Source organism: Rhizobium sp. M10 (assembly GCF_002531955.1).
Classification (GTDB): Bacteria; Pseudomonadota; Alphaproteobacteria; order Rhizobiales; family Rhizobiaceae; genus Rhizobium; species Rhizobium etli_C.
Genome location: NZ_NWTA01000023.1, coordinates 80,200 through 106,242 on the forward strand (window position 1 = coordinate 80,200; position 26,043 = coordinate 106,242).

26 protein-coding genes and 1 pseudogene are annotated in these 26,043 nt (G+C 63.6%); 14 read left to right on the forward strand and 13 right to left on the reverse strand.

The genetic code is table 11. The features are described from left to right. Positions 1 to 78: 78 nt before the first annotated feature. Entirely contained in the window at positions 79 to 714 is a 636-nt protein-coding gene (locus CO671_RS27015; RefSeq protein ID WP_097608509.1) for a LysE family translocator, read from the reverse strand. A 130-nt stretch (positions 715 to 844) separates the two neighbouring features. On the opposite strand from CO671_RS27015, the gene CO671_RS27020 reads away from it, so the two are divergent. Beyond that, the gene (locus tag CO671_RS27020) at positions 845 to 1,537 is read left to right on the forward strand and encodes a YafY family protein (RefSeq protein ID WP_097608510.1); all 693 of its coding nucleotides are present in this window, start codon (positions 845 to 847) and stop codon (positions 1,535 to 1,537) included. 206 nt (positions 1,538 to 1,743) lie between these two features. Here CO671_RS27020 and CO671_RS27025 read toward each other — a convergent pair whose 3' ends face one another. Continuing rightward, positions 1,744 to 2,589 (reverse strand): metallophosphoesterase, encoded by an 846-nt coding sequence (locus CO671_RS27025; RefSeq protein WP_097608511.1) that lies wholly within the window; start codon positions 2,587 to 2,589, stop codon positions 1,744 to 1,746. 137 nt (positions 2,590 to 2,726) lie between these two features. Further along, positions 2,727 to 3,329, reverse strand: a complete 603-nt coding sequence (locus CO671_RS27030; protein ID WP_003569477.1) for a superoxide dismutase — start codon at positions 3,327 to 3,329, stop codon at positions 2,727 to 2,729. A gap of 213 nt (positions 3,330 to 3,542) precedes the next feature. Here CO671_RS27030 and CO671_RS27035 point away from each other — a divergent pair, with 213 nt between their 5' ends. The 3 genes from CO671_RS27035 to CO671_RS27045 all read left to right on the forward strand — a co-directional run bounded on the left by CO671_RS27035 (position 3,543) and on the right by CO671_RS27045 (position 5,508). Then, positions 3,543 to 3,869, forward strand: coding sequence for a hypothetical protein (locus CO671_RS27035; RefSeq protein WP_097608512.1), 327 nt, complete (start codon positions 3,543 to 3,545; stop codon positions 3,867 to 3,869). Between the two features lie 196 nt (positions 3,870 to 4,065). Continuing rightward, positions 4,066 to 4,719, forward strand: a complete 654-nt coding sequence (locus CO671_RS27040) for a class I SAM-dependent methyltransferase (RefSeq protein WP_097608513.1) — start codon at positions 4,066 to 4,068, stop codon at positions 4,717 to 4,719. A 57-nt stretch (positions 4,720 to 4,776) separates the two neighbouring features. Further along, complete coding sequence (locus tag CO671_RS27045; protein WP_097608514.1) at positions 4,777 to 5,508, forward strand: sulfite exporter TauE/SafE family protein; 732 nt, start codon at positions 4,777 to 4,779, stop codon at positions 5,506 to 5,508. A gap of 15 nt (positions 5,509 to 5,523) precedes the next feature. On the opposite strand, the gene CO671_RS27050 is transcribed toward CO671_RS27045, so the two are convergent. Further along, positions 5,524 to 5,865 carry a nuclear transport factor 2 family protein gene (locus CO671_RS27050; RefSeq protein WP_097608515.1) on the reverse strand — a complete coding sequence of 114 codons (342 nt, stop codon included), beginning with the start codon at positions 5,863 to 5,865 and terminating at the stop codon, positions 5,524 to 5,526. Positions 5,866 to 5,982: 117 nt separating this feature from the next. Here CO671_RS27050 and CO671_RS27055 point away from each other — a divergent pair, with 117 nt between their 5' ends. Then, positions 5,983 to 7,257 (forward strand): multidrug efflux MFS transporter, encoded by a 1,275-nt coding sequence (locus tag CO671_RS27055; RefSeq protein ID WP_097608516.1) that lies wholly within the window; start codon positions 5,983 to 5,985, stop codon positions 7,255 to 7,257. Here CO671_RS27055 and CO671_RS27060 read toward each other — a convergent pair. Next, the gene (locus CO671_RS27060) at positions 7,219 to 7,836 is read right to left on the reverse strand and encodes a TetR/AcrR family transcriptional regulator (protein WP_097608517.1); all 618 of its coding nucleotides are present in this window, start codon (positions 7,834 to 7,836) and stop codon (positions 7,219 to 7,221) included. The two genes, CO671_RS27055 and CO671_RS27060, sit on opposite strands and share 39 nt — an antisense overlap. 117 nt (positions 7,837 to 7,953) lie before the next feature. Between CO671_RS27060 and CO671_RS27065 the strand changes: the two genes are divergently transcribed. Then, positions 7,954 to 8,637 (forward strand): glutathione binding-like protein, encoded by a 684-nt coding sequence (locus CO671_RS27065; protein ID WP_097608518.1) that lies wholly within the window; start codon positions 7,954 to 7,956, stop codon positions 8,635 to 8,637. A gap of 7 nt (positions 8,638 to 8,644) precedes the next feature. On the opposite strand, the gene nadE is transcribed toward CO671_RS27065, so the two are convergent. The 4 genes from nadE to CO671_RS27085 all read right to left on the reverse strand — a co-directional run bounded on the left by nadE (position 8,645) and on the right by CO671_RS27085 (position 13,697). Next, complete coding sequence (gene nadE, locus CO671_RS27070; RefSeq protein WP_097608519.1) at positions 8,645 to 9,478, reverse strand: ammonia-dependent NAD(+) synthetase; 834 nt, start codon at positions 9,476 to 9,478, stop codon at positions 8,645 to 8,647. Between the two features lie 102 nt (positions 9,479 to 9,580). Beyond that, positions 9,581 to 10,786 carry an adenylate/guanylate cyclase domain-containing protein gene (locus CO671_RS27075; protein WP_097608520.1) on the reverse strand — a complete coding sequence of 402 codons (1,206 nt, stop codon included), beginning with the start codon at positions 10,784 to 10,786 and terminating at the stop codon, positions 9,581 to 9,583. A gap of 22 nt (positions 10,787 to 10,808) precedes the next feature. Next, complete coding sequence (locus CO671_RS27080; protein WP_097608521.1) at positions 10,809 to 12,428, reverse strand: DHA2 family efflux MFS transporter permease subunit; 1,620 nt, start codon at positions 12,426 to 12,428, stop codon at positions 10,809 to 10,811. 72 nt (positions 12,429 to 12,500) lie between these two features. Next, positions 12,501 to 13,697, reverse strand: a complete 1,197-nt coding sequence (locus tag CO671_RS27085; RefSeq protein WP_097608542.1) for an HlyD family secretion protein — start codon at positions 13,695 to 13,697, stop codon at positions 12,501 to 12,503. A gap of 137 nt (positions 13,698 to 13,834) precedes the next feature. On the opposite strand from CO671_RS27085, the gene CO671_RS27090 reads away from it, so the two are divergent. Then, positions 13,835 to 14,737, forward strand: a complete 903-nt coding sequence (locus CO671_RS27090; RefSeq protein WP_097608522.1) for a LysR family transcriptional regulator — start codon at positions 13,835 to 13,837, stop codon at positions 14,735 to 14,737. Positions 14,738 to 14,854: 117 nt separating this feature from the next. Here the strand turns inward: CO671_RS27090 and CO671_RS27095 are convergent, their stop codons facing one another. Continuing rightward, positions 14,855 to 15,742 (reverse strand): branched-chain amino acid aminotransferase, encoded by an 888-nt coding sequence (locus CO671_RS27095; RefSeq protein ID WP_097608523.1) that lies wholly within the window; start codon positions 15,740 to 15,742, stop codon positions 14,855 to 14,857. 248 nt (positions 15,743 to 15,990) lie between these two features. Between CO671_RS27095 and CO671_RS27100 the strand changes: the two genes are divergently transcribed. From CO671_RS27100 to zwf, 5 genes and pseudogenes are all read left to right on the forward strand, one after another. Beyond that, a complete protein-coding gene (locus CO671_RS27100; protein WP_097608524.1) occupies positions 15,991 to 17,034 on the forward strand; it encodes a zinc-dependent alcohol dehydrogenase family protein in 1,044 nt (347 codons plus the stop codon). 570 nt (positions 17,035 to 17,604) lie between these two features. Next, positions 17,605 to 18,071, forward strand: a pseudogene (locus CO671_RS27105) (cupin domain-containing protein). A 166-nt stretch (positions 18,072 to 18,237) separates the two neighbouring features. After that, complete coding sequence (locus tag CO671_RS27110) at positions 18,238 to 19,512, forward strand: hemolysin family protein (RefSeq protein ID WP_097608525.1); 1,275 nt, start codon at positions 18,238 to 18,240, stop codon at positions 19,510 to 19,512. An 87-nt stretch (positions 19,513 to 19,599) separates the two neighbouring features. Continuing rightward, positions 19,600 to 20,370, forward strand: coding sequence for a trans-aconitate 2-methyltransferase (gene tam, locus CO671_RS27115; protein ID WP_097608526.1), 771 nt, complete (start codon positions 19,600 to 19,602; stop codon positions 20,368 to 20,370). A gap of 278 nt (positions 20,371 to 20,648) precedes the next feature. Further along, entirely contained in the window at positions 20,649 to 22,166 is a 1,518-nt protein-coding gene (gene zwf, locus CO671_RS27120; protein ID WP_097608527.1) for a glucose-6-phosphate dehydrogenase, read from the forward strand. 12 nt (positions 22,167 to 22,178) lie between these two features. On the opposite strand, the gene CO671_RS27125 is transcribed toward zwf, so the two are convergent. Further along, positions 22,179 to 22,496, reverse strand: a complete 318-nt coding sequence (locus CO671_RS27125; RefSeq protein WP_010031228.1) for a hypothetical protein — start codon at positions 22,494 to 22,496, stop codon at positions 22,179 to 22,181. Positions 22,497 to 22,628: 132 nt separating this feature from the next. Next, positions 22,629 to 23,084 (reverse strand): NUDIX domain-containing protein, encoded by a 456-nt coding sequence (locus CO671_RS27130; protein WP_097608528.1) that lies wholly within the window; start codon positions 23,082 to 23,084, stop codon positions 22,629 to 22,631. Positions 23,085 to 23,239: 155 nt separating this feature from the next. On the opposite strand from CO671_RS27130, the gene CO671_RS27135 reads away from it, so the two are divergent. Beyond that, positions 23,240 to 23,506, forward strand: a complete 267-nt coding sequence (locus CO671_RS27135; RefSeq protein WP_010031230.1) for a type II toxin-antitoxin system ParD family antitoxin — start codon at positions 23,240 to 23,242, stop codon at positions 23,504 to 23,506. 66 nt (positions 23,507 to 23,572) lie between these two features. On the opposite strand, the gene CO671_RS27140 is transcribed toward CO671_RS27135, so the two are convergent. Continuing rightward, positions 23,573 to 23,965 carry a hypothetical protein gene (locus CO671_RS27140; RefSeq protein WP_097582829.1) on the reverse strand — a complete coding sequence of 131 codons (393 nt, stop codon included), beginning with the start codon at positions 23,963 to 23,965 and terminating at the stop codon, positions 23,573 to 23,575. A 212-nt stretch (positions 23,966 to 24,177) separates the two neighbouring features. On the opposite strand from CO671_RS27140, the gene CO671_RS27145 reads away from it, so the two are divergent. Further along, entirely contained in the window at positions 24,178 to 25,746 is a 1,569-nt protein-coding gene (locus CO671_RS27145) for a helicase HerA-like C-terminal domain-containing protein (RefSeq protein WP_097608529.1), read from the forward strand. Positions 25,747 to 26,043: the final 297 nt, after the last annotated feature.

Genomic DNA, 26,043 nt, shown 5'->3' on the forward strand with positions numbered 1-26,043 from the left:
CCGCTGCCGCATCGGCCTCAATCGGCAGATGCGGCAGCGGTGCTCGACGATCGGGCTGAAGTGGCCGGACTTCGAGGCTCAGGCGCTTTTCCAACCCTGCCAGAGGCTGAGCGCTGATACCGCGACCAGGAGCAGTCCGGCGCAGCGGCCGACAAAGGCCGTCGCATCGGGATTTGCGACGAGAAGATCGCGGCTGCGGCCGGCGGTCATCGCCAGCGTGCCGTAAATGGCGAACTGGGTGGCAACAGTCATGGCGCCCATGATCAGGCCCTGCATCCAGACCGGACCATATTCGGGTTTCAGGAACTGCGGGTAGACGGCGAACATGAAGATGTAGGCCTTGGGATTGACCAGACAGGTGACGGCGCCCTGGCGGAAGGCGCGCCAGCCGGAGCGCGCCGTCGCCGGCCCGACCGCCTCGACGGTGATCGAGCTGCGCATCAGCGAAATGCCGATCCAGATCATATAGGCAACGCCGGCAAAGAGCAGAACATTGAACAACTGCGGCAGCATGGTAACGAGCAGACCGACGCCGGCCGCACCATAGGCCGAATGCACGGCGCCGCCGGCCATGATGCCGCCGGTCGCGGCCATTCCCCGCCTGATGCCGCCGGTCAGCGCATTGGCGAGCACGAAGAGCATGTCCATGCCCGGCACGATGATGATGCCGAAGAGAAGGGTGAAGAAGAGCCAGAGGTTTTCATGGTAATTCATGTCAGTTACCGCCTTGTCGCTGCATGGGTCGTTTTGAAAGACCCTAATTGATTTCAATCCGATAGGCGGCTCTATACGCAAACCCAACTGACAGTGTATTGTCAGGAGCGTAAGGGATTGGAGAGGCAAAATGCGCAAGGCCTCGCGGCTTTTCGAGATCATTCAGATCCTGCGGCTCGCCAGAAAACCGATGACGGCGGCTGTGATGGCCGAGACGCTCGAAGTGACGGTGCGCTCGATCTATCGCGATATCGCCGCCCTGCAGGCGATGCGGGTGCCGATCGAGGGCGGGCGCGGCATCGGCTATATCATGCGGCCGGGCTTCGACCTGCCGCCGCTGATGTTTTCGATCGAGGAGATGGAGGCGATCGTGCTGTCGCTGGCGCTGCTCGAACGCACGGCCGACGAGGAGCTGAAACAGGCGGCGCGCCGGGTCAACCAGAAGATCGCCGGGGCCGTGCCGGCGCCGCTGCGCCAGGCGATGGACACCAAGGCGCTATATGCCTGGGGCTCGACCGCGCAGCCGGCCGGCTTCGACCTTGCGATCGTGCGCCGGGCGATCCGCGACGAACGCAAGCTGATGCTCGCCTACCGCGACGAACTCGGCCGCGGAAGCGAGCGGACGATCCAGCCAATCGCGCTGATCTATTATTCGCAGACCGCCAATATCGTCGCCTGGTGCGAGTTGCGCCAGGCGATCCGCAATTTCCGCAGCGACCGGGTGGAGCGCTGCGCGGCGAGTGACGATTTCTTCAAAGGCGACGGCGACAGGCTGCGGGAGCTTTGGACGAGTGGATGGGCGGAGAAGGCTGTGGCGGGGTGAAATCAGCCGCTTGGCCGATCATCAACGCGCCGGGCTCACGTCAAGGGATGCCCCTCACCCTAACCCTCTCCCCGTTCTGACGGGGAGAGGGGACGTGCCCTGCGAGAGGCGTGGGGGAACGGAGAGGCCGCGGCATATTCCCTTCTCCCCGCAGGCGGGGAGAAGGTGGCGGCAGCCGGATGAGGGGCACGCGGCGATCTCCCAGCCTAATAAACCAGCGTCCGGCTCTCCTCGCGGCCGAAGCCGCGGATTTCGATGTGGGCGGCATAGACCTCGACGACGGCGAAGGCGTTTTCGCTTTCAGTGTCGACCACGCCCTTGAAATTGACGAAGTGGCAGGCGCCGGCCTTGCCGTAATTGCCGACGTGGTCGTGGCCGTTGAGGTAGGCGACGACGTTGCCCTGCGCGGCGAGCAGCGCGACGATGCGCTCGCTGTCCCACATGCCGTGCGCACTCGGCGGATGCACGGGATAGTGATTCATGACGATCACCTTTTCGCCGGCCTCGCCCGCTTTGGCGATTTCATCGGCCAGCCAGGCGAACTGCGCGTCGCTCAGCGCGGCATTCCAGCGATGCGCATTGCTGGCGCCGTTCTCCTCAAGCTCGGCCAGCATTTGCGCGGCGAGCGCGCGATGCGGATGGCCTTCCGGCGGCGCGAAGGTGCTGACCTCGTTGCCGTCGAGCACGATGAAGCGCCAGCCATGACGGGAGAAGCTGTAATAGGGCGACGGCATGCCGAGACGGGTGGCGACTGCCGAGAGATGCCCCGCGGAGACCGAGAAATCGTGGTTGCCGAGCAGGAAGAGCGCCTCGTGCCTGAGCTTTTCATAGACCGGCAGGATATCGTCGAAGCTTGAAAAGCTGCGGTCGATGACATCGCCGAGCGTCATCACGAAGCTCAAATCTTCGCCGTTGAAGACCTCGATCGCCTCGGCGACCTTGGCGAGGCTGTTGGCGTAGTAGCGGTCCATGGTCGCATGCGGAGGGATGGCCGCATATTGCGGATCGGCGATGATGCCGAAGCGGAACAGGGGAAGAGCGGACGAGGACATGGGGCGTGATTAGGTTCGGCCGGTAACAGGGATGTGACGACGGGATGCGAAAACAAACACCCGGCGTTCGGGAGAACGCCGGGTGCAAGATCAAAGAGGCCGAGACATCGCCGCGGATGGCGGCGAGCCCGGGCCGCTTACTTCGTGGCTTCTTCGTAGCGTTCCAGGACGTAGTCCCAGTTGATCAGGCTATCGACGAAGGCCTCGAGATATTTCGGGCGGGCGTTGCGATAGTCGATGTAATAGGAGTGTTCCCAGACGTCGACGCCGAGGATCGGGGTGGCGCCGTGGACGAGCGGGTTTTCGCCGTTCGGGGTCTTGGAGATTTCGAGCTTGCCGTTCTTGACGGAAACCCAGGCCCAGCCGGAGCCGAACTGGGTGGCGCCGGCATTGGCGAAATCGGCCTTGAACTTGTCGTAGCCGCCGAGATCGGAGGCGAAAGCCGCTTCGAGCTTGCCCGGCAGCTTGTTGCCGCCGCCGCCCTTCTTCATCCACTTCCAGAAATGGATGTGGTTGTAGTGCTGCGCGGCGTTGTTGAAGAGGCCGGCATTGGTGCCGAAGGACTTCTTCACGACGTCTTCGAGCGACAGATCCGAAAGGCCGGCTTCGGCGGCGAGCTTGTTGCCGTTGTCGACATAGGCCTTATGGTGCTTGTCGTGGTGAAATTCCAGCGTTTCCTTCGACATGAAGGGGGCAAGGGCTTCGTAATCATAGGGAAGTTCAGGCAATTCGAAAGCCATGTCAGATCTCCTCTTGGCAATAGATTGCGTCATCGGCAGGTGAGGCGGAACATAGGAGGGGAACGGGGGAGAGGCAACCGGCGAAATATCAAAAAACGACCGGCCGGAGGAAAATTTGCCTCAGTTTCAGAGCTGGAATCGCACGCGCAAATCGCCTGACATACCCGCCCGGAAAACCGCTTCGAGCGCAATGCACAACAAGGGAGATCCGATATGAACAGGAATATAATCCAGCTTTCGGCCGCAGCCGCGCTTGCTTGTCTCGCAGGCGCGGCCCATCCCTCCTCCGACGAGGCCTGGCAGCAGTTCGCGGCCGATGTGGAGGCCAAATGCAGGAAGGCGGCGGTCGCGCTGGAGAAGCCTGCCGTCAGTGTCGATCCTTTCGGCACCGCCCATTACGGGCTCGCTTTGGTGACGGGAAAGCCGAAAGGCGCCAAGGGGCTCGTCGCCCAGATCTGCGTCTATGACAAGCAGGAGAAGTCGGTCGAGATCGGCAGCGCGATGGATGCCAAGAAGCTTGGGCTGGCGCCGCCCAAATAGCCGGCCGCCGTCACGGTTTGCGACTCCAGTTGCATTCCGAGCGGAACCCAAGCCCACCCTTAGGAGTTGACGTTCCGGGTTTTTAGAGCGCCGCGCGTCTGTGAGAGGCGCCGAGGCGCTCTATGTTTGTGATAAATGCATGATCCTTTTCAAAAATTGATTCCGATCTTGGGGTTGTGCGCAGGGAGGCTTAGGCATGTCGGAACTTCGCAACCGGGCGGAAGATCAGCAGAAAATCTATCAGCGCTGGGCACCGGTCTATGACCGCGTCTACCGCGGCATCCTGCGCGACGGCCATCGCAAGCTTGCCGCCCTTGCCGCTGCGGCCGGCACCGATATTCTGGAAATCGGCGTCGGCACCGGCCTGACGCTCGGGCACTATCCCAGCCGCTGCCGGGTGACCGGCATCGACATTTCCGAACATATGATCGCCCGGGCGCGCGAAAAGGTACGGCGCGAAAAGCTGCAGCATGTCCAGGCGCTCGAGGTGATGGATGCGCATGCGCTTGCCTTTGCCGACCAGTCTTTCGACGTGGTCTGCCTGCCCTTCGTCATCACGCTCATTCCCGAGCCCGAGCGGGCGCTGGACGAATGCGCCCGGGTGCTCAGGCCGGGCGGCGAGATCATCCTGGCGAGCAAGCTCGGCGACGGCGCCGGCCTGCAGGGCGCAATCGAAGCGGCGGTGGCGCCGCTGGTGCGTCACATCGGCTGGTCCTCCGCCTTCCGCATCCATCGCATCGTCGCCTGGGCCGAGCGTCGCGGTGATTTTTCCGCGGCCGATATTCTGCCGGTCTTTCCGAATGGCTTTTTCAAGATCGTGCGGTTGAAGCAGCGCGGACTTTCCGCCTGAGCAAAAAAATTTCCCGCATCGTGGATTCTGATGCTACCGTTCGTCAGAGGGGACTGCATGACATCGGATATCTTCTTCTTCATCGCCGTCGGCTTCTGCGCACAGATCGTCGACGGCGCGCTCGGCATGGCCTTCGGCGTGCTGTCGACCACGAGCCTGCTGGCTTTCGGGGTGCCGGCGGCCAATGCCAGCGCCATGACGCATGTGACCGAAATGTTCACGACGGCAGCATCCGGCCTGTCGCATGCCTATCACCGCAATATCGACTGGCGGCTGGTGGCGCGGCTGGCTCCGGCCGGCATGATCGGCGGCGCGATCGGCGCCTATCTGCTTGCCAATGTCGACGGCAAGGTGATCGAGCCCTTCGTGTCGGCCTATCTGATCGCGATCGGCCTGTTGATTCTCTACAAAGCCTTTCGGCCGCCGGGCAGGCGCGAGGTGCGCGACTGGGCCGTGCCGCCCGTCGGTTTTTGCGGCGGCATGCTCGATGCGATCGGCGGCGGCGGATGGGGACCTGTTGTCACCAGCACGCTCGTCGGGCGTGGCCATGATCTCAAACGGGTGATCGGCTCGACCAATTTCACCGAATTCGCGGTGACGCTGACGATTTCGCTGACCTTCATCCTGACGCTCGGCTGGTCGGAGCTCAATTCGGCGATCGGCCTGATCATCGGCGGCGTCATCGCCGCCCCGTTCGGCGCCATCCTGGTCAAGCGGCTGCCGGTGCGGGCCCTGATGGTGGCGGTCTCGATGATCATCATCGCGACGTCGGCGATACGGATCCTGTAAACGGCACTGCCGGGCCTAGAGATTGCGGCCGAAATAGACCTCCACGGAGGCGATTTTGTCGCCACGGAAGCGCAGGCTTTCCATATTGCCGAAGCTGCCGCCGTCGAGTTTTTCGGCGCGGTAGCGAACAACCGCCTCGTCGCCGTCGACCGCGATGAATTCGATGTGGATAGCGCGGAAGAACGGCTCCTTCGGCCAGCAGCGCTCGAAATAGGTCGCCCGGTCGATATGGTCGTCGCGCGGGCTGGAGAAGGTGAAATCCTCCGTCAGCATGGCGCCGACTTTGTCCTTGCGGTCTTCGAGATAGGCGGCGTAGAGATCACGGACGGTCTGCTGCCGCGTGCGCATCTCGTTCATGGCAATGTCCTCCGACCAACCGATTGCATCGCGCAATCAGTTATCTTCTAGCACTTTTACCTGAGATGATCCAGATTGCGGCGCAGCTGCGCAGCAGGATTGATGCCGAGGCACGGAATGACCGATACGCAATGGGACGCGGCCAGCGCTGGAACGGGCTCGATCCACTGGAAGCGCAACCTCGCCGTCTCGCTGATCGGCTCCTTCACGACAATCGTGGCGATGACGCTGCTCTTGCCTTTCCTGCCGCTCTATGTCGAGGAACTCGGTGTGGCCGACCATGCGGCGATCGTGCAATGGTCGGGTATCGCCTATGGCGCCACCTTCCTGGCCGCAGCGCTCGTCGCACCGCTCTGGGGTCGGCTCGGCGACATTTATGGCCGCAAGCTGATGCTGGTGCGCGCGAGCCTCGGCATGACGGTGGCGATCTCGCTGATGGGCATGGCCGGCAATGTCTGGCAGCTGGTGGCGCTGCGCCTCTTCGTCGGCCTGGCCGGCGGCTATGCCTCCGGCTCGATGGTGCTGGTGGCGACGCAGACGCCGAAGGACCGCTCGGCCTGGGCGCTCGGCGTGCTTTCATCAGGCATCATGGCCGGCAATCTCGTCGGACCGCTCATCGGCGGGGCACTGCCGCCTGTCATCGGCATTCGCGGCACGTTTCTGGCCGCCGGAGCCATGATCTTCCTCGCCTTTCTCGCCACCATCCTGCTGATCAAGGAGGAGAAGTCGCCGGCCCGCAAACAGGCGGCCAAGGCGAGCGGCGGCTGGAAATCCATCAGCGACAAGCGGCCAGTCATCGCCATGCTGGCGACCGGCCTGCTGTTGATGTTCGCCAATATGTCGATCGAGCCGATCATCACCGTCTATGTCGCGCAGATCGTGCCTGATGCAACTGAGGTGACGATGATCTCAGGCCTCGTGATGTCGGCCGCTGCGCTCGGCAGCATTCTCTCGGCCTCCTGGCTCGGCAGGCTTGCCGACAGGATCGGCCACTGGCCGGTCATTGCAGGGGCGCTCGCGGTCGCCGGGCTGCTGCTGATCCCGCAGGCCTTCGTCACCAGTTCCTGGCAGCTGATCGTCCTGCGCTTCCTGATGGGCGCCGCGTTCGGCGGGCTGCTGCCCTGCATCGCTGCCGTCATCCGCCACAGCGTGCCCGATAGCGCGGCCGGGAGCATCCTCGGGCTGTCGATCTCCTCGCAATATGTCGGCCAGGTGGCCGGCCCCGTTCTCGGCGGCTTCGTCGGCGGCCATATCGGCATGCGGGCGGTCTTCCTCGGCACCGCGGTGCTGCTTGTCGCCGGTGCGGCCTATGCCTGGATGGTGCGGCCCAGAATGATCGAGGCCGGATCGGGATCAGCTGCGCGCGCTGCCGCAGATCAGCTCGACGCCTGAGCGGGCGATTGCCTCCAGCGTCTCGCGGCTGTCGCCGGCGCGGGCGCGCACGGCGAGCGAATGCATGACGGCGGAGGCGAGCCTTGCCAGCATCTGCGGATCGGCACTCTCGGGAAGCTCGCCGCGTTCGACGGCAAGGCGCATGCGCTTTTCGATCTCGCCGTCGAAATCGCTGAGGCTGCGGCCAAGCACCTCGCGGACCCGTTCACGCTCGACCGCCTCGACCGTTGCCGTGCCGATCAGCAGACAGCCGCGCGCGGCCGTTTCACCGTGCAGATAGACCGCCAGCGCGCCTTCATAGACGCGGGCGAGATTGTCGCGCAGCGGCAGCGACGGGTCGAGCGCCTGGACCAGCGCATCCATGCCGTCCTGCCGATAACCCTCCAGAGTATCGAGATAGAGATCCTCCTTGTCGCCGAAGGCGCCGTAGAGGCTCGGGCGGTTGAGGTTGGTCGCCGCACTCAGATTGTCGAGCGAGGCGGCGGCAAAGCCTCTGTCCCAGAAGACGTCCCGCGCCTTGGCGAGCGTTGCCTTGGCGTCGAAGGCCCTCGGGCGGCCGCGCTTCTTCTCATCCTTCATATTTTGTACCGCTTCGCATTAAATTCTTGACGAAAGTTATTTTATGCGAAACAGTACAGATGTTCAATGATATCGAACAGGCGGGCGCCGACCGCCTGCATGAGAGAGGAAATCGCCATGAAACTCTATATGAACGCCGCTGCCTGCTCGCTTTCGCCGCATATCGTCTGCCGGGAGCTGGGGCTTGATATCGAGCTCGTCGAGGTCGATCGGGAGACCCACCGGACGAGCGACGGCAAGGACTATCTCGCCATCAACGGCAACGGCTATGTGCCGGCGCTGATGCTCGACGACGGCAAGGTGCTGACCGAGGGACCGGCAATCGCGCAGTTCCTCGCCGACAGCGTGCCGCAAGGTGCGGCGATGCTGCCCGAGCTCGGCAATATCAGACGCAACGAGGTGCAATCCTATCTGAATTTCATATCCGCCGAGCTGCACAAGCCGATGGTGCTGCTGTTCGAGCCGGCTTATGCCAGTGTGCATGCGCAGATCCGCGCCCAGATCGCAAAGCGGCTGTCCTGGCTGAGCGGCCGCTTTGCCGGGCCCTATCTGACCGGCGAGGCCTTCACCGTGGCGGACGCCTATCTCTTCGTCTGCCTGAACTGGTCACCCTGGACGGGCATCAATCTCAAGCAATGGCCGGCGCTGCACGGCTTCATGGCCCGTGTGGCGGCACGCCCGAAGGTGCGCGAAGCATTGCGGGCCGAAGATCTCGAGGCCTTCGATGCCGACGGCGTCTATTTTGCGCCGAATGTCTATCTCGCCTCGTCGGACTGGACGGGCGTGCCGGTGCAGCCTTAAACGCTCCTCAGAGCGCGTTGACGGCTACCGGCAGCGCGCGCTTATGGGCGGTGGCGCGATAGGCGGCGAGAATGCGGCGGCGGGCGATCTCGCCGACCGGCCGGCCTTCGAGAAAATCGTCGATCTCGTCATAGCTGACACCATAGGCCTCCTCGTCGGGGCGCAGCGGCCGCTGGTCCTCCAGATCGGCGGTCGGCACCTTGAAGATCAGCTCGTCGGGGGCGCCGAGCCGCTTCGCCAAGAGGCGGACGCGGCGTTTGTTGAGGCCGGCAAGCGGCAGGATATCGGCGGCACCATCGCCGAATTTGGTGAAGAAGCCCATGACCGCTTCGGCCGCATGATCGGTGCCGATGACGAGGCCGCCGAGCGCGCCGGCCAAAGCGAACTGGGCGATCATCCGCTGGCGGGCCTTGATGTTGCCGAGAATGAAATCCTGCCGGCCGGCATCGGCGAAGGCAAGACCGCCATCTTGAGCAGCGGCCAGCATCGCATCCGCCGCCGCCTTGATGTTGACCACCACCGAGCGGTCGGCGCCGATCGTTTCCAGCGCCTTGACCGCATCAGCCTCGTCCGCCTGAACACCATAGGGAAGGCGCACCGCGATGAATTCGGCCGCATGGCCGCTGTCACGCAGCTCGCGCACCGCCTTCTGAGCCAGCAAGGCCGCCGTCAGCGAATCGACGCCGCCGCTGATGCCGAGGACGTAGCCGCGCATGCGCGAACCGACGAGATAATCCTTGAGGAAAGCGGTTCGCCGTTCGATCTCCCGTTCAGGATCGATATCGGCGGCGACACCCAGTTCGCGGATGATCTCGCCTTGTTCGTCGAACAGCACGGTCATAAGCTCCTCCTCCCCGCTTACGGAATTCCGGCGCCACTATGGCGAAAAGATGGGGGAAGACGAAACCGTTTCGGGCAGACCTGCCATGCATCCACCGCACACCTACCGCACGATGGTGAACAGCTCCGCCGGATCGGCAAACCCCTTCAGCCTATGCGCCCCGACCGACACCACATCCCCTGCCCCGGCGTCCCGGCGGAACGGCGCCGACATCAGCAAGGCTTCTCCCAGTTCGCCGCAGGCGGTCTGGATGCGGCTGACCAGGTTGACGTCGCGGCCGATCAGGGTGAAGTCGAGGCGGCGGCCGGAACCGACATTGCCGTAGCTGACTTCGCCGTAATGCAGGGCGATGCCGGCCTTCACGCCGATGCCTTGATATTGGAAATGGTCGATCTCATCGAGCATGGCGCGGGCCGCGGCAAGAGCGGCGCCGCAGGAATGGGCCGCGTCATAACCGGGGAAGAAGGCGAGCACGGCGTCGCCCATGAATTTCAGCAGTTCGCCGCCCTCGCGGGTGATGGCCGGCACGATCCTGTCGAAATAGGCGTTGAGCAAGCCGAGCACGGTGCTGCCGGGCAGCCGGTTCGACAGCTCGGTAAAGCCGCGCAGATCGCAGAGCAGCAGGGCTGCCTCCATCGATTCGATCTCGCCCTGGCGGATGCAGCCGGCCAGAATCCGGCTTGCCGTCAGCGGACCGATATAGGTATCGAGCAGGCTGAGCTCGACCTGGCGAAGAATGCGCAGCTCGCTGGTGTTGCGCAGCGCCGGCAGGATGCGCTCGATCACCTGGCGCTCCGAGGCGGTGAAACCGCCCGGCCGCCTGGTGCCGAAGACGGCGGCGCTGACCGGGCCGTCGACATTGCAGAGCGGCGCGATGACGAGCTGCATCAGGCCGCGATCGGCAAAGACATCGATATGCTGCCAGCGGCCATGGACGCTTTCGCCGGTATCGACGATCAGCGGCTCCCGGGTTTCCATGACCTTGCGCAGCGGCGTGTTTGATATAGCGACCCGCGCGCCATGTTCGCGGTCATGGATCTCGACCGGCTCGCCCGGCGCCCAGGCAATTGTGCGGCCGATAAATTCCGGATGCAGCGTCATCAGATGCAGGGTCAGCCGATCGACCGGCAGGCCGAGCGCCTGAAGCCGGCGGCCGAGGCCGGAGACGAGGCCGGCTTCATCGAGCGCGTGGCATTCATCGCCGGAAAGCCACTCGATGATCGAGAGCAGCGCGCCCGTGCTGACGGCATGACCAGTGGCCTTTGGCTGAAACCGGTCGCGATCGGGAGCATGGATTGCTGACGTCATGGTGTTCTCCTCAGGAGACGGGTTAGTGAGCGCCGCCGCCGGCGAGCTGACCGGGCTTTTTCAGCAGCAGGCTTGCCAGCAGGGCGACGACGAGGGCGACCCCAAGCAGGAAGAAGGTGTCGCTGAAGGCCATGATATTGGCCTGCTTGCGTATCTTGAGCGCGATGGCGACGACGGCCTTGTGGCTGGCGAGCGCCTGATCGCTGACGCCGTGGCTCATGAAGTAGCCGGTCAGCCTGGCGATGCGATCGCGGGTGGCTTCCGCGAACACCGAGACCGAATGGGTCAGGATGTTCGAATGGAACTGTTCGCGCTTCGACAGGAAAGTCTGCAGCGAGGCGATGCCGACCGCGCCGCCGAGATTGCGCATCATGTTGAAGAGCGCCGAGGCTGAACCGGCATTCTCCTTCTCGATGCCTGATGTGGCGATCGCCGACAGCGGGGTGAAGACGAGCGCCTGGCCGACGGCACGGACGATGTTCGGCCAGAAAAGCTGGTCGCTCGCGTAATCGCCGGTCATGTGCACGTTCATGAAATTGGAGGCGGCGAAGAGGGCAAAGCCGATAACGATCAGCAGGCGGACGTCGAACCGCTTCATCAGGCGCGGCACCAGCGGGATCAGCAGCAGCTGCGGAATGCCGGTCCAGGCGAGAACCATGCCGATCTGCTCGGAATTATAGCCCTGGATTCGGGTGAGATAGATCGGCAGCACGAAGACCGAACCGTAAAGCGCAATGCCGAGCAGGAAGTTGGCGACGATGCCGAAACCGAAGTTGCGGCGCAGCAGCAGGCGCAGGTTCAACAGCGGCTGGGCCGTTCTCAGCTCGATGACGATGAACAGGCTCAGCGAGACGGCGGCGACAACAGACAGGCGGAGGATGAAATCGGAGCCGAACCAGTCTTCCTTGTTGCCCTCTTCCAGCACGGTCTGCAGGGCCGCCAGCCCGATCGCCATGGTGATGATCCCCGGCCAGTCGCCCTTGGACAGCAGCTTCAGGTTCATCGGCGCCCGATCGAGCGAGACCCAGAGCAGGCCGACCATCAGCGCGCCGGGCACCAGGTTGACGTAGAAGATATGTTCCCAGCCCCAGTTTTCGGTGAGATAACCACCGATCGTCGGGCCGATGGCCGGTGCGAAGGTGGCCGACAGGGCAAAGAGCGCCAGGCCGATCGGCTGCTTGGCCTTGGGCAGCAGCGTGATGATGATGGTGAAGGCCATCGGGATCAGCACGCCGCCGGCAAACCCCTGGATGGCGCGCAGGATGATCATCTGCTGCAGGTTGGCCGCGAAGGCGCAGGCGACGGAGAAGATCAGGAAGAGGATGGCGTTGACCAGCAGATAGTTGCGCAGCGAGAAGACCCGCGCCAGCCAGGCGCTCAAGGGGATGACGACGATCTCGGCGATCAGATAGGAGGTCGAGATCCAGCCGCCGTCATCGGTGCCGGCGCCGATGGCGCCCTGAATATCGGCAAGCGAGGCATTGACGATCTGGATGTTGAGGACCGCCATGAAGGCGCCGAGCGTCGAGCCGACGACGGCCGACCACATGCGAAGCGGGCTCATGGCGGCAGGTGTGGCGGGCCCTGCAGCGGCGGGGCGCGCAAGCGAATTGCCGTTTGCGGCGGTCTGAAGAGTGGCCATGACCTGTCTCCTTCCGGCTGTTGCGGAAACTTTCCGATGATGGGGTTCGGCGATATTTCGGGAGGACAAGGATTATCCGGCGGCCCGGGAAGCCTCGCTCTGGGCAGCCTTGGTATCGACTTCGGGCTCGACCGACATGCCCGAGCGCAGCAGTCCGCTCAGAGCCTCGTCGTCGATGACGATCTTGACGGGGATGCGCTGGACGATCTTGGTGAAGTTGCCGGTGGCGTTATCCGGCGGCAGCAGCGAGAATTCGAGACCGCTTGCCGGCGAAACGCTGTCGACATGACCCTTGATCGACATATCGGGAAAACTGTCGATCTTGATCTCGACCGACTGGCCGGGACGGACATAGGTCAGCTGCGTTTCCTTGAAATTGGCAACGATATAGACCGCGTGCAGCGGCACGACGGCCATCAGCTGGGTGCCCGAGGTGACATACTGGCCGACGCGGATCGAGCGGGCGCCGACCGTGCCGTCGACGGCGGCGACGATGTCGGTATAGGACAGGTTGAGTTCGGCCTGGTGCGTGGCCGCGGCCGCCCGGTCGCGCTCGGCAACCGCCTGTTCGCGCTGGCTCCGGAGCACCGGCACCTTGTTCTCAGCCGCAACGAGGGCCGCCCGGTCACGCTCGACGGCGGCAGCCGCCTGGTCGCGGGCCGACTGGGTCTGTTCGGCGCGCGACTGGGTGCCGGCTCCGCTGGTGATGAGGCGGGCCGAGCGGGCGGCGTCGGAGACGGCAAAATCGAGCGAGGCCTGCGAGGCGTCGATCGTCGCCCTGGCCTGCCCGATGACCGACTGCTGCAGGGCGATCTGGGCATCGATATTGGCGATGGCGGCCTCGGCCGCCTTCAGATCGGCTCTCGCCTGCGAGAGTGCAGCCTGGAAGTCGCGGTCGTCGATGCGGGCCAGCACCTGGCCTGATTTGACCACGTCATTGTCGTTGACCAGCACCTGCCTGACATAGCCGGCGACCTTCGGGGCGACGGTGGTGTAATCGGCCTTCACATAGGCGTCGTCGGTGGTTTCGATGAAGCGGCCGACGGTCCAGTAGCGGTAGCCGTAATCACCCGCGAAAGCGACGCCGGCAAGCAGTGCGGCGGCAATGACGGCGCGCTTGACAATGCTGCGGCCGGTCTTTTCAGGCGCTGCGACAGCCGGGGTTTCGGCAGCGGGCATCGCAGGCGCCTCGGCGGCCGGCGCCTCGGCCAAAATCCGCTCGGCCTCACCGGCACTTTCGAAATCCTGCTTGCGGGGTAGTTCGACCATCGTCTCTTCCTTCGTCTGCCGCCCCGTTTCCGCGAGGCCCTGTTCGATGCGGAGGAAAATGCGCTCTGCCATTCATTTTGATAATCTGCTTATATCGGGAAGGATCATCAACTCTCAGCGGATAATCCGAGGGCAATATGGATCGGCTGACAAGCCTTGCAGTCTTTGGCCGGGTGGTGGAATGCGGCGGGTTTTCCGCCGCCGCGCGCCGGCTCAACATGTCCGTCACCATGGTCGGCAATCATGTGCAATCGCTGGAGGAGCGGCTCGGTGTCAGGCTGCTCAACCGCACGACGCGCAAGGTCAGCCTCACCGAAACCGGCAAATATTATTATGAGCGCTCGTCGCAGATCCTCGCCGAGCTCGATGAGGCGGACAGGACGGCCGGCGCGTTGAGCACGACGCCGCGCGGCACGCTGAAGGTCTATACCAGCAGCGCCATCGTGCGTTTCCTGCTGCCTGTGGTCAGCGAGTTCATGGAGCTTTATCCGTCGATCTCGCTCGATTTCAGCGTCGGCGAAGGGATGGTCGACATGATCGAGGATGGCTACGACCTGGTGATGCGCACCCTACTGCCACCGGACTCCTCGCTCATCGCCCGCAAACTGACGCCCTGGCGCCATATGCTCGTCTGCTCACCGGCCTATTTCGAGAGCCACCCGATGCCGAAGACGCCGGCCGAGGTCGCCGATCACAATTGCCTGCAATATGCCTATTACCCCTATGGCGACGAATGGCGCTTCGAGGATGGCGACGGCAACAAGGAGAGCGTCAAGATCGGCGGCAACGTCGTCTCCAACAGCGCGGAGATGCTGCGTTTCCTGACGCTGAACGGCAACGGCATCTTCCTGGCGCCGAGCTTCGTGGTGTTCGACGACATCGCCGAAGGGCGGCTGATGAAGATCATGCCGGACTACCGGCCGGTGGAATTCAACATCAACGCCGTCTATCCCAACCGCAGCCACCTGCCGACGAAAGTGCGGCTATTCATCGATCTCTTGGCGGAGAGATTTGCGGAGCATCGGAAGTGGATGACGTGAGGGATGCGGATCTCGATTCTGCCGATGGGATCGCGCCAGCCCTGCGCTTGCGCTTCGGGCGTTCACCACTGCAATCGATTCACTGGATCGATTGCTCCCGCTGCGCCGAACCGCTGCTCACTCTTCACTCTCGCTTCTTCCGTGGGCCCAGTCCATGTAGAGCTCCAGCGCCTTGCGGGTAACCGGGCCCTCCTGGAAATCGCGGTCGTCGAGGCGGGTGACGCCGACGACTTTGGAATAGTTGCCGGTGGTGAAGATTTCGTCGGCGGCGAGGAAATCCTCGACGGAGAGGGTTGCTTCCACGACGTCGAAACCGGCCTTGCGGAGCAGGCCGATGACGCGGGCGCGGGTGATGCCGGCGAGGAAGGTGCGGTTGGCGGCCGGCGTCATCACCACGCCGTCGCGGACCATGAACACATTCGAAGAAGCGGTCTCGACGACATTGCCGTTGAGGTCGCGCACCAGCGCATTGTCGAAGCCGCGGCTGCGGGCTTCGGCGATCATGCGGCCGCTATTGGGATAGAGCGAGCCGGTCTTCGCCTCGGTCATCGCCGTTTCCGGCGACGGACGGCGATAGGGCGAAACGGTGAGGCTGGTGCCGGCATGGCCGCCCATCGGCGCCTCGAACAGGCAGAGCGCGAAGCGGGTCGATGCCGCGTCGACGGAGACGATGCTGCCGGGCGAACCGTGTTCGCCCCAATACATCGGCTTGATGTAGATCGCCGTCGCGCCGTCGAATTTGCCAACGCCTTCCCAAGCGAGCGCGGCGATCTCCTCGGCCGACTTCACCGGCTTCAGGCCCATGGCAAGCGCCGAGCGGTTGACGCGCTGGCAGTGCAGATCGAGATCCGGGGCGATGCCGTCGAACCAGCGGGCGCCGTCGAAGACCGTGGAGCCGAGCCACATGGCATGCGAGGTCGGCCCGATCAGCGGCGGATTGCCGGGAAGCCATTCCCCATCGACGTGAGTCCAGGTGGTGGAACGCGGTGATGTATCGACGGCCATTGCTGCTCTCCCTTCAGAATCCGGGAAAGCAAAAGCCCCGGCGGCAAGCCGGGTCAAGGACAAATCCCGGCCGGAAATACGGAAGCAAGAAAATGCCGGGGGACAGCGTCCGGCCGCAATATTCGTGCGCGACAACCGTGGCGTCGGCGATGGGTGCATCAGCAAAAATGATGGAATCTCTGTTGGAACGGGTGCCTGCCACATGGCATCATGGACGCTCGAGCGGACAGACATGAAGGAGGACGCCGATGAAAGCCATGTATTACGAAGCCTTCGAGCAGGCGCCCGAAATCCGCACCCTGCCCGATCCGGCGCCGACCGAAGACGGCGTCGTCATAGCGGTCGGCGCCAGCGGGCTCTGCCGCAGCGACTGGCACGGCTGGATGGGGCACGATCCCGATATCCGCCTGCCGCATGTGCCGGGGCACGAACTTGCCGGAAAAGTCGTCGCCACCGGCCGCGGCGTGATGCGCTTCAAGGTGGGCGACCGGGTGACCGTGCCCTTCGTTTCCGGCTGCGGCCATTGCAGTGAATGCCATTCCGGCAACCAGCAGATCTGCCCGAACCAGTTCCAGCCGGGCTTCACCCATTGGGGCTCCTTTGCCGAATATGTGGCGATCGATTATGCCGACACCAATCTGGTGCACCTGCCCGATACGATCGACGATGCGACGGCGGCAAGCCTCGGCTGCCGCTTCGCCACCTCGTTTCGCGCCGTCGCCGACCATGCGCGCACCGGACCCGGCGAATGGATCGCCGTGCATGGCTGCGGGGGCGTCGGCCTGTCGGCGATCATGATCGCCACCGCCCTCGGCGCCAATGCGATCGGCATCGACATATCGGAGGAGAAACTCGCCTTCGCCAGAGAGTGCGGCGCGGTGGCGACGGTCAATGCCTCAAGCGTTGCCGATGTGGCCGAGGCGGTGCGCGAGATCACCAAGGGCGGCGCGCATGTCTCGATCGACGCGCTCGGCCATCCCACCACCTGCTTCAACTCGATCAAGAACCTGCGCCGCCGCGGCCGGCACGTGCAGGTGGGGCTGATGCTCGCCGAGCACGCGACACCGCAAATCCCGATGGCTCAAGTGATCAGCAACGAGCTGGAGATCTACGGCAGCCACGGCATGCAGGCCTGGCGCTACGACGCCATGCTGTCGATGCTGGCGGCCGGCAAGATCGCGCCGCAGAAGCTGATCGGACGGCGCATCAGCCTTACGGAGGCCGTGCCGGCGCTGATGGTGCTCGACAAGGCGGAGGGGACGGGAATCAGCGTGATTACGCGGTTTTCGTGAGGGAAGTCCGGCCTCTCGCCTATGGCAAGCAGAGGAAAGAAAAACTTCGTCCAACCGCCACACGTCTCTTCTCCCCAGCGGGGAGAAGGTGCCGGCAGGCGGATGAGGGGGTGGACGGCGAAGCCGCGAATGCGCTGAGCGCAAGCGAAGGGCAATCATGAATGGTGTGCCGTGCCGCCCCCTCATCCGACCCTGCGGGCCACCTTTACCTGGGTTGAGCCGCGGGTCTCAACCCGTCCTTCGGACCCCCGCTGGGGAGAAGAGGGAGCCAAACTGCGACCTTTGCAACAGACCTTATTCCGCCACCCCAATCGAGGCCGGAACAGCCGCCGCGTTCTATGCGCCTCTTCTGTGTCGCCGGTATTACAGGCGCGGGCGGCCGGAACTGCTGGCCTCCGCATATTTGTCGCAGCCGGCGGGCCTTGCGAAAATGGCCGGCCGCACCGATATCGCCGTCACCGGCTTGCCGACGGAGATCGTCGCCAGCCACGACGACAGGGCTGTTGTCAAAGGCGGCGGCAAGCTTTAACGGCTGCCCCCGCAAACAAAAACCAAGAAGAAGAAAGAGACATGATGTCCAACTCATGTGTGACAATGCCTGCCGGCAAAGAGGCAAGACGCTTTTTCGTCCTCGGCGACCGGATCGAACGACAGGTCCGCATCCGCGGAACCTGGCTCAACATCTTCGACGTCACCGTGCCGCCCGGCAGCCGGACGCCTAGACATGCGCATGCGAGCCCTGAGGTGTTCCGCATCCTCGAGGGACGCCTGACGATCTGGCGGCTGACCGACAACGGCCCTGAAGAGATCGAGGCAGGCGCCGGCGACATCGTGACGATCGCGCCCTTCATGGTGCATGGCTATGCCAACCGCGGAAGCGCTCCGGCGGTCTTTTCCGCCGTCGTCGATCGCGACATGGCCGAATTCATCGAAGCGGAAGGCGCAAGCGAGCCACCCAGACCAGCCCTTCGGCGGAAACCATCGCCCGCATGACGGCGGCCGCCAATGCCTATGGGATTACGATCCTGGCGGCGTGACGAGACCTTCCGGCCTGGATCGCGCTTGCCGTCTCAGGCATTTCCAGAGACTGAGGGAACCGACATCGATCTTAACACGACGATGGAAGACGATCGGCGATGCGTATATATAGCCTTTCGTCGAACGCCTCGCCGCGTCGCCTGATCAATAACGAATAGGGTCCCTGTGTTTCTGGAAATTGGAATTGTGGCGTTTCTCACCATTCTCAATGGTGTGCTCGCCATGTCTGAGCTGGCTGTCGTGTCTTCTCGAACAGCCCGCCTGAAGGTTCTCTCCGACAATGGCAGCAAGGGTGCGGCCCAGGCCATCAAACTTGCCGAACACCCCGGCCGCTTTCTCTCCACGGTTCAGATCGGCATCACTCTGGTCGGCGTTCTCTCAGGCGCCTTCTCAGGGGCCACGCTCGGCGGCCGTCTGTCCGGATGGCTGGAAGCACAGGGCATGTCCTCGGCGGCTGCCGATGCCGTCGGCGTCGGTTCGGTCGTCGTCGCCATCACCTATCTCTCTCTCATCGTCGGCGAACTTGTTCCGAAGCAGATCGCGTTGCGGGAACCCGAAGCAGTCGCGGCGAAGGTCGCACCCGCCATGGCGGTGCTTTCAAGAATCGCCCTGCCCCTCGTCTGGCTTCTGAACGCCTCCGGAAACCTGGTTCTCAAGCTGCTGGGCCAGACAGGAAAAAGCGGCGATAACGTCTCCGACGAGGAGATCAAGACAGTCCTGGCCGAGGCGCAGTCGGCCGGCGTGATCGAAAGCGAAGAGTCGGCGATGATTTCAGGCGTCATGCGGCTGGCGGATCGCACCGCCCGCGCGCTTATGACGCCTCGGCGCGACGTCGAAATCATCGATATCGACGACAGCCTTGACGAAATCCGAGCGCAGCTGCACCGGACGAAGCGGTCGCGGCTGCCCGTTCGAAAAGGCAGTTCGGACGAGGTGATCGGCATTCTTCCGGTCAAGGATTTCTACGATTCGATGTCCGAACACGGCAGCGTCGATATCAAGGCCTTGACACAAGACGTGCCTGTGGTTTCAGACCTTTCAACCGCCATTCATGTGATCGAGGCGATCCGGAAATCGCCGGTGCACATGGTGCTGGTTTTTGACGAATACGGCCATTTCGAGGGGATTGTTTCGTCGGGCGACATTCTGGAAGCGATCATGGGCGCTCTGCAGGAGGGGCCGGTCGACGAACAGGCCATCGCGCGCCGCGACGACGGCTCCTACCTGGTGTCCGGCTGGACGCCGATCGACGAATTCGCCGAATTCCTCAATCTTAAGCTCGATGACGATCTCGAATATCAGACCGTGGCCGGCCTGGTGCTGGAAGAACTGAAACATCTGCCGGAACTGGGTGAGAGCTTCACGCGAGACGGATGGCGCTTTGAAGTCATCGATCTCGACGGCAGGCGCGTGGACAAGATACTTGTGTCTGCGGCGTGAAAGCCGGTGCCTTTGTGATCGCCGAGCCCCATCGACAAGATCGGCTTCCGCCACGGGAAATGTGGCCCGACATCAGGAGGTACCGCCATGGCATGGTCCGCCAGCCAATATGTGAAATTCGAGGACGAGCGCACGCGACCGGCGCGTGATCTCCTGGCGCAGGTGCCGCTGCAGAGCATCGGCCGCGCCGTCGACCTCGGCTGCGGGCCGGGCAATTCGACCGAACTCATCATCGAGCGGTATGGCGCCGAAGGCGTCTCCGGCCTCGACAGCGACGTCAATATGCTGGAGGCGGCCCGCAAGCGGCTTGCCGGCACTACCTTCGTCGAGGCCGATCTCGGCAGCTGGCAGCCGACAGCGCCCGCCGACCTACTCTTCGCCAATGCCGTCTTCCAATGGCTGCCCGATCATCTCGACATTTTCGACCGGCTGATGGACGGGCTTTCCCCGGGCGGCGTGCTGGCCGTGCAGATGCCCGACAATCTCGGCGAACCCTCGCATCTGGCAATGGAGGAGAGCGCCCATGCCGGCCCGTGGAAGGCCGCCTTCGAGGAAAAGAGCGTGCGCCGCCAGCCGCTGGCTCCGCCGTCGGCCTATTATTCCAGGCTGATAGCCAAGGCTTCACGCGTCGATATCTGGCATACCATCTACAACCACCCGATGGCGGATGCGGCGACAATCGTCGAATGGGTGAAAGGCACCGGGCTGATGCCTTATCTCGCCCATGCCGGTGACGAGCATCGCGAGGCATTTCTGGTGGATTATCTGGAACGCATTGAAAGGGCCTATCCGAAGATGTCGGATGGGCGGGTGCTGCTGCGGTTTCCGAGGATTTTCATGGTGGCGGTGAAGGCGTAGCCGGCTGTCGGCGATGCCTCGTTCGGACCCAGGATTGCCCCTCACCCTAACCCTCTCCCCGTAAACGGGGAGAGGGGACGTGCCATGAGAGACGTTGGAGAGGGACCGAGAGGTCGCGGCATATCCCCTTCTCCCCGCGAGCGGGGAGAAGGTGGCGGCAGCCGGATGAGGGGCAGCCCCCATATGCTGTCAAATGCCTGTTATCCCTCACCCTCATATGTTGCGGCAAAACCGGCGGGCATTATAGTCGGCCGGACAATCTCAGGGAGATGACACCTATGGACGCTGCCCCTACCCCGCCGGTCACCCTCGTCATCTTCGGCGCCACCGGCGATCTGACGCGCCGGCTGCTGGTGCCGGCGATCATCAACCTGACGCGCCAGCGCCTCGTCGGCGAGGATCTCAATATTCTCGGCATCGGCATCGAGCCGGGCGACGACGAATTCCTGCGCGGGCGGCTCGACGCGTTCCTTAATCACCTCAACGGCGAGGAGCAGACGGTCAAGGACGAAGCCTGGGAGAGCCTGCGCCGGCGCATAAGCTACACATCGGGTGATTTCACCAAGGACGATATTTTCGTCGAGATCGGCAAGCGGCTGGGGCCGGATGCCAATGCCGCCTTCTATCTTGCCGTGCCGCCATCCTTCTTCGGCGCGATCGTCGAGAAGCTTGCCGCCCATGGCCTGACCGACGAAAAGGACGGCACCTTCCGCCGTGTCGCCATCGAGAAGCCGTTCGGCACCGACCTTGCCTCGGCACGGGCGCTCAATGCCCAGATCCTCGCCCAGATCGAGGAAAGCCAAGTCTACCGGCTCGACCATTTCCTCGGCAAGGAGACGGTACAGAACCTGATGACGGCGCGGTTTGCCAATATGATCATCGAGTCGCTGTGGAACAGCCGCTATATCGATCATGTGCAGATCACCGCCGCCGAGATCGTCGATGTCGGCAGCCGCGGCAAATTCTACGATGCCACAGGCGCGCTGCGCGACATGGTGCCGAACCATCTCTTCCAGCTGCTGGCGATGATCGCCATGGAGCCGCCGAACAGCTTCGACGCCGAAGCGATCCGCAACGAGAAAAGCAAGGTGCTGAAGGCGCTGCGCATCTATACGCCCGAGGAGGCAAAAACGCATGGCGTGCGCGGCGCCTATACGGCCGGGCCGCTGAACGGCGCCGAGCTTCCTGCCTATCGCGACACGAAGGACGTTTCACCCGACAGCCGGACCGAGACCTATGTGGCGCTGAAGCTCTATGCCGATACCTGGCGCTGGGCGGGCGTACCCTTCTACTTAAGAACCGGCAAGGCGCTGACGGCGCGCGACACCGAGATCGTCATCACCTTCCAGCCGGTGCCCTTCGCGCAGTTCCGCGAGACCGAGGTCAATCGCCGCCTGCCGCCGAACCGGCTGGTGATCCAGGTGCAGCCGGATGAGGGCATGAGCATGGAGATCTCGATCAAATCGCCGGGGCTTTCGGTCGATACCACGCCTGTTTCCCTCGACTTCCGCTATGCCGACAAGTTCGATATCGGCAAGACCACAGGCTATGAATCGCTGCTCTACGACCTCTTCATCGGCGACCAGACGCTGTTCCAGCGCGCCGACGGCATCGAGGCCGGCTGGGCGGCGGTACAGCCCTTCCTCGACATCTGGGCAAAGGATGAGAGCATGCCCGAGACCTACGCCCCGGGCAGCATGGGGCCGGCCTGCGCCGACCGCCTCATCGAGCGCGACGGACGCAAATGGCATGAACTCGGCGTCATCCTGCACAGCCAGGCGAAGAACGGCAAATAGCGCCCTTCCCCTTTATCGACCTTCACGGCATGCGGGGCTGACGGAGGCGCCGCTATTGCCGCCTTCGGTCGCCAGCGCGCCGCGGGCCTTGGGTGGCGGGCAGCGCGCCCAGTCGACGCGGCCGCTCGGGACGCCGTTGTCGATGCTGCCGGTTTCGATCGAATCGAGCGGGATGACCAGTCCCCTTTGTGTCTCGGCGCCCGGCGACGTGCCGAGCGGCGGCGTGCCGTCGATCCGGCCGCTGGCATCCATGCCCATGTTCGACTGGGCGAGGACCGGGGCGGAGAGGCTGAGGAGAGCGATCGACGTTGCTGCAATAAACCTGCGCATGATGCTGTTCCTTCTGGTGTCGGCGATGCGACAGAAACAGCGATTCTGCGTTCGTTGTTCCCTATGGGACGAGCACGAGCGATCAAAGTTTGGCGAGTAGAATATCGGCCGCGTAAAGGCGTCTTCTCGGGCTCAATCGCGCCAGCGTGACAGCACCTTCTCAAGCCCTGTCGGATAGAGATCGATGCCGGCATCGCGCAGCATGTCGCGGCCGAACCAGCGCGCCGTCGCCGCCGTCTCGTCGAGCTCGGAATAGCGGATTTCCTCACGCCCATAGAGCGATGCATCGGTAAGTTCGATATCGGCGGCAAAGATAAATTCGTGACCGGTCTCGCCATGATGCTCGAAGATGTTTTCGAGCAGATGCCAGGGGCCGACGATGCGGATCGCCGTTTCGAGTTCCTCCCGGAATTCGCGCTGCAGGGCCTGTTCGCGCGTCTCGCCGAATTCGATCGAGCCGCCGAGCGGGCGAATGCCCTTGATGCGGCCGCCATCATCCTCCACTTCCGCGGCGAGCAGCCGATCTTGCCTCCAGGCAAGGCCGATCACCTTCACCCTGATCTGCTGCGGCGGACGCCAGACAGTCATGCGGCTCTCCTACTTTTGACGGAAATCCTTAACTAGCCGGAAGAGGCTGCATGGCAAGGGCGAGCAGAAGCCACCACGCCGCGCCTGGCCAAAGATTGACATCTATTGCCATCGCGACGTGACTTCATCATTTTGACGATAGCGAAAGGAAAGCCATGCCCAACGTTGCGCTTGGAAGCCATTATGAGGAGTTTGTCCTGATGCAACTGGAATCCGGCCGCTACAACAATGCCAGCGAGGTCGTGCGGGCGGGCCTGCGGCTGTTAGAGGATCATGAAGCGGCCCGCGAGCGCTGGCTCAATGAGGAAATCCCGGCGCGCTACGACGAGTTGATGGACAATCCGGGGCTTGGAATTCCGGCCGGGGCCGTCCGCGCTCGCTTTAATACCAAGCGCCGAAATGATGCGGCAAAAGCCAAGTAGGGATGGCCTGGAAACCGCAGGCGGACGAACCCCGCCACCGGGCGGGGCTCCTGCCGCTCTCTCGTCTCAGACGAACTGGCTGAGGCCGGGGACGGAGGCGACGACCTCGTCGACGACCTCTTCGCCGGCATATTGCTTGGCGATGGCGATGGTTTCCTTGGCGAGCGAAGTGATCTCGCCCATGCCGAGGCCCTCGCTCATCAACTGCTGGCCGAGGCCCATGATGCCGCCGCCGCCGAGCGAGCTCATCAGCCCGCCGAGCAGGCCGCCACCGCCGGCACCGGCGCCGTTGAACTGTGCGACGAGATCGGCGCCGCCGGGGATCGCTTCGATCATCCGCGCGACAGGGCCGTCGGCCGCCTCGCGCTGCAGGAAGCCGAGCATCATGCCGAGCGCCTTTTCGGCCAGATCCGGCGCAATACCCACGCGATCGGCGATCTGGGTTACAATTTCATTCATGTCAGCCTCCTGTTATTTTGACGTTAACGTCAACGTTATTCGAAGTTCGATCGCAACTCAAGCTGCGCTTTCAAACGGCGGTTTTGCTTTCCATGCAAACAGTTGTCCGCATCCTTCCGCCTGCTTATAACAGGGAAACGATGGTTCGATGAAGGCGGCGCAAGCCCAAGCCTTCTCAACAAATGGCGGCGGCGCCGAAGGGAGAGTTGCGGATGATCGAGGACGGCAAGATTTTCATCGGCGCGAGCCGCAATCCCGACGACAGCATCAACAAGCCGGAATATCTCGACCTGAAATTCGGCAACCGCCACGGCTTGGTCACCGGCGCCACCGGCACCGGCAAGACGGTGACGCTGCAGGTGCTGGCCGAAGGTTTTTCGCGGGCCGGCGTGCCGGTGTTTGCGGCCGACATCAAGGGCGATCTTTCCGGCATCGCCGCCAGGGGCGAGCCCAAGGATTTCCTCACCAAACGGGCCGAGCAGATCGGCTTTGCCGATTATGAATTCGACCTGTTTCCGGTGATCTTCTGGGATCTGTTCGGCCAGAAGGGTCACCGGGTGCGCACCACCGTCGCCGAGATGGGGCCGTTGCTGCTCGCCCGGCTGATGGATGCCTCCGAACCGCAGGAAGGCGTCATCAACATCGCCTTCAAGATTGCCGACGAGGCCGGGCTGCCGCTGCTCGACCTCAAGGATTTCACCTCGCTGCTCAACTATATGGGCGAGAACGCCAGCGCGCTCTCCAACCAGTACGGGCTGATCTCCAAGGCCTCGGTCGGCTCGATCCAGCGGGCGCTGCTCGTTCTCGAACAGCAGGGTGCGGAGCATTTCTTCGGCGAACCGGCGCTGAAGATCACCGACATCATGCGCACCAGCAATAGCGGCTATGGCCAGATCTCCGTGCTTGCCGCCGACAAGCTGATGATGAATCCGCGCCTTTACGCCACCTTCCTGCTCTGGCTGCTGTCGGAGCTGTTCGAGGAACTGCCGGAGGTCGGCGACCCCGACAAGCCGAAGCTGGTCTTCTTCTTCGACGAGGCGCATCTGCTCTTCAACGACGCGCCGAAAGTGCTGGTCGAACGCGTCGAGCAGGTGGTGCGGCTGATCCGCTCGAAGGGTGTCGGCGTCTATTTCGTGACGCAGAACCCGCTCGACGTGCCGGAAACCGTGCTCGCCCAGCTCGGCAACCGCGCCCAGCACGCGTTGCGCGCCTATTCGCCCCGCGAGCAGAAGGCGGTGAAGACGGCGGCCGAAACCTTCCGCCCCAACCCGGCCTTCGACTGCGCCACCGTGATCACCAATCTCGGCACCGGCGAGGCGTTGGTCTCGACGCTGGAGGCCAAGGGCGCGCCCTCGATCGTCGAGCGCACGCTGATCCGCCCGCCCTCCGGCCGCGTCGGTCCGCTGACCGACGGCGAGCGCCAGCAGGTGATGGACAAGAGCCCGGTCCTCGGCGTCTATGACGAGGATCTCGACCGCGAATCCGCCTTCGAGATGCTGGCGGCGCGCGCCAGGAAGGCGGCGGAAGCCGACGCCGCCAAGCGGGCGCAGGAAGAAGCCGCCGAACAGCAGTCGGGCAGCACGACCTCCGGTTGGAACCTGCCGGGCTTCGGCGGCGGCAATGACGACAATCAGCAGGGCCGCGGCCAATCCCGCGGCCGGTCTTCCGGCTATCAGCGCGAAACGGTGGTGGAAGCGGCGATGAAGAGCGTGGCCCGCACGGTGGCAACCCAGGTCGGCCGGGCGCTGGTGCGCGGGATCTTGGGGAGCTTGAAGCGGTAGGGCTGGGTCCCTTCTCCCCAGCGGGGAGAAGATGCCGGCAGGCAGATGAGGGGGGAGCCGCAGAGCCGCGAATGCGCTGAGCGCAAGCGAAGGGCAATGACTGGTGTGCCGTGCGGCCCCCTCATCCGACCCTTCGGGCCACCGACCGGGGGTCGAGCCACAGGTCTCGACCCGTCCTTCGGACCCCCGCCGGGGAGAAGAAGGAGCAAGATCGCTGTCTGCTGCCCAATTGGCTGCGTCGCCTTGAACCGAAAGCCTTCATTCCCTAGATTACCCGCCATCGATCATTTCAACAGG